We start from the raw sequence: 2,042 nt of genomic DNA on the forward strand, positions 1-2,042 counted from the left end.
GGTCCAGCCGGTCAGGGTCCGGGTCCCGCGGTTGAGAGCGCTGGGGCCGTGGAAGGTGCCGACGCCGGTCTCGGCGTTCCAGTGGCCGGGCTGGTTCTGGGCGGTGAGCCACTGGCGGAACGTCGGGCGCCCGGAGCGGACCCCGAGCCGGTCGGTGAGGCGGACCAGGTGGCGGTCGAGGTGGGCGCGGGGGTCGTCGGTGAAGCGGTGCAGGGCGACCAGCGCGGTGACGACGACGTCGCACAGCTCGTCGGCGACGTCGGAGCGTTCGTGGGTGACGCCCTTGCGGGGGTTCTGGCCGGTGGTTCCGATGTAGGCCTGCATGACCTCCCCGACCTCCTCGGAGAGCTTCATCAGGCGCATCGCGCTCTCGTGCTCGCCGGCGCCGTTGTGGTGGTCGAGCCAGGCGACCTGCCGGGCGATCTGCTCCCAGACGTCGTCGGCGGGGTCGGCCCCGGACGTGGGCGTCGGAGCGGCGGTGTCGGTCATCGCGGGTTCTCCTCCAGGTGGTGACGGTCAGCAGGGTTTCGGACACGGTCCGCACACGTCCGGGATTTCGCTGTGAGCGAGTGCGGACCGTGCCGCGGGCCGGGGTTCAGTCGGCGGGGTCCGGGTCGATGCGTACCGGGCGGGCGGCGGCGGTGGTGGCCAGCCAGCCGATGGCCGGGCGCGGGTCGGGGACCGGGGCGGTCATCGCGGTGGCGAGGGTGAGGCGGGCGAACTCGGCCAGGGCGGTGTCGTCGAGGCCGGGCAGGGGCCGCACCGGGTAGGCGAGCAGGAGGTGGTGCCCGGTGGCGAAGCCGTTGCGGGCGACGTCGGCCACCAGCGCCACGAGGTCCGGGTGGGCGTCGGCGAGCGCGGGCATGTCGGGCACGGCGAGGAAGCGGTGGCCGGCCAGGTGGACCCGGTCGGCGTCGAACTCGGCCCGGTGCCCGGCGTGGAAGGCGGCCACCGTCTCCACGGGCCCGGCGTCGGGGTCGGCGACCTCGACCCGAAGGCCCCGGTCCGCGAGGTCCCGGGAGAGCCGGGCGACGAGGCGCCCGGCCACGTCCCCGCAGGGCGCGACGACGAGCAGGTGCGGGTCGCGCAGGAAGTCCCAGGCGCAACCGCCGAGGTCGGCGGGCGCGTACGGGTCCCCGTCCCTGCGGGTCGACGCGGGGAAGAGGCGGTGGCCGGTCGTCATCGTGTCCTTCGTGGGTCGCTCGGTGGGATGTGGTCGGGGCCGGGCAGGTGGTGGGTCAGGCGGCCCGCAGGCCGGTGGGGACGCTCTCCTCGGCGGGGGCGAGGAGAGGCGCCCAGGCCGCCTGTACCGCCGACCGGTCGCCCCACTGCGCCCAGCCGCCGTGGCGCAGGTCGATGCGCACCGGCATCTGCAGGCCGACGAAGTCACCGCCGACCGCGATGACCAGCGGCTTGTCGGGGCCGGACGACCAGAGGGTGACGGGGGCGTGGCGCTCGGCGGCCTTCGCCCAGCGGGCGAGGTAGCGCGGGTCGAAGGCGGCCGGCTCGGTCAGCCGGGGCTCGCCCTCCAGCGCGGTGGACAGGATCTGCCGCCAGCGGGGGAACTTGGCGTCGCGCCGCAGGTTGGCGGACAGCCGCAGGGTGCGGCCCTCGTGGGTGAACGCCAGCCCGCCGTCCGGGTCCTGCTCGGTCGGCGCCTCGTAGGCCAGGCGCACGCCGGCGGCGGCGGTGCGGGCGGGCACCAGGGCACGCAGGGCCCTGAGGTCGGCGCTGTCCAGCAGCGCCGACCAGGTGGCGGGCTCTGCGCTCTCCTCGACGGCGCGGCGGGTGATGGCGACGGTGTAGCGGTCGGTGGCCGCGCCGACGAGCTCGGTGCCGGTGACTTCCAGGTGGATGCCGGTGAGCGGGGGCAGGGTGTCGTCGGGGCTGATGTGCGGGGCGAGCTGGCCGATGAGGCGCGGCAGGTCGGTGATGACGATGGACACGGCGTTGTCTCCTCCGGTCAGAACAGGGCGGTGGGCTGGGCGGGCGGGGTGTCGGCCTCGGCGGCGCGGCGGGCCCGGGTGCGGGAGGCGTCGTGG

The 2,042-nt window shown here is 75.9% G+C and carries 3 protein-coding genes; all 3 read right to left on the reverse strand.

Annotation, left to right across the window (positions count from 1 at the left end):
- Positions 1-489: MazG-like family protein (locus VR45_RS50950; RefSeq protein WP_063772638.1), on the reverse strand; the 489-nt coding region annotated here is incomplete at its 3' end.
- Positions 490-595: 106 nt separating this feature from the next.
- Complete coding sequence (locus VR45_RS41255; RefSeq protein ID WP_045945118.1) at positions 596-1,183, reverse strand: hypothetical protein; 588 nt, start codon at positions 1,181-1,183, stop codon at positions 596-598.
- 55 nt (positions 1,184-1,238) lie between these two features.
- Positions 1,239-1,946, reverse strand: a complete 708-nt coding sequence (locus VR45_RS41260) for a hypothetical protein (RefSeq protein WP_045945119.1) — start codon at positions 1,944-1,946, stop codon at positions 1,239-1,241.
- Between the last annotated feature and the right edge of the window lie 96 nt (positions 1,947-2,042).

Source organism: Streptomyces sp. NRRL S-495 (assembly GCF_000966955.1).
GTDB classification, from domain to species: Bacteria; Actinomycetota; Actinomycetes; order Streptomycetales; family Streptomycetaceae; genus Kitasatospora; species Kitasatospora purpeofusca.

Bases quoted from the DNA above. Each gene is read 5' to 3' on its own strand.
- VR45_RS41255 (WP_045945118.1), bottom strand. From the start codon at position 1,183: ATGACGACCGGCCACCGCCTCTTCCCCGCGTCGACCCGCAGGGACGGG.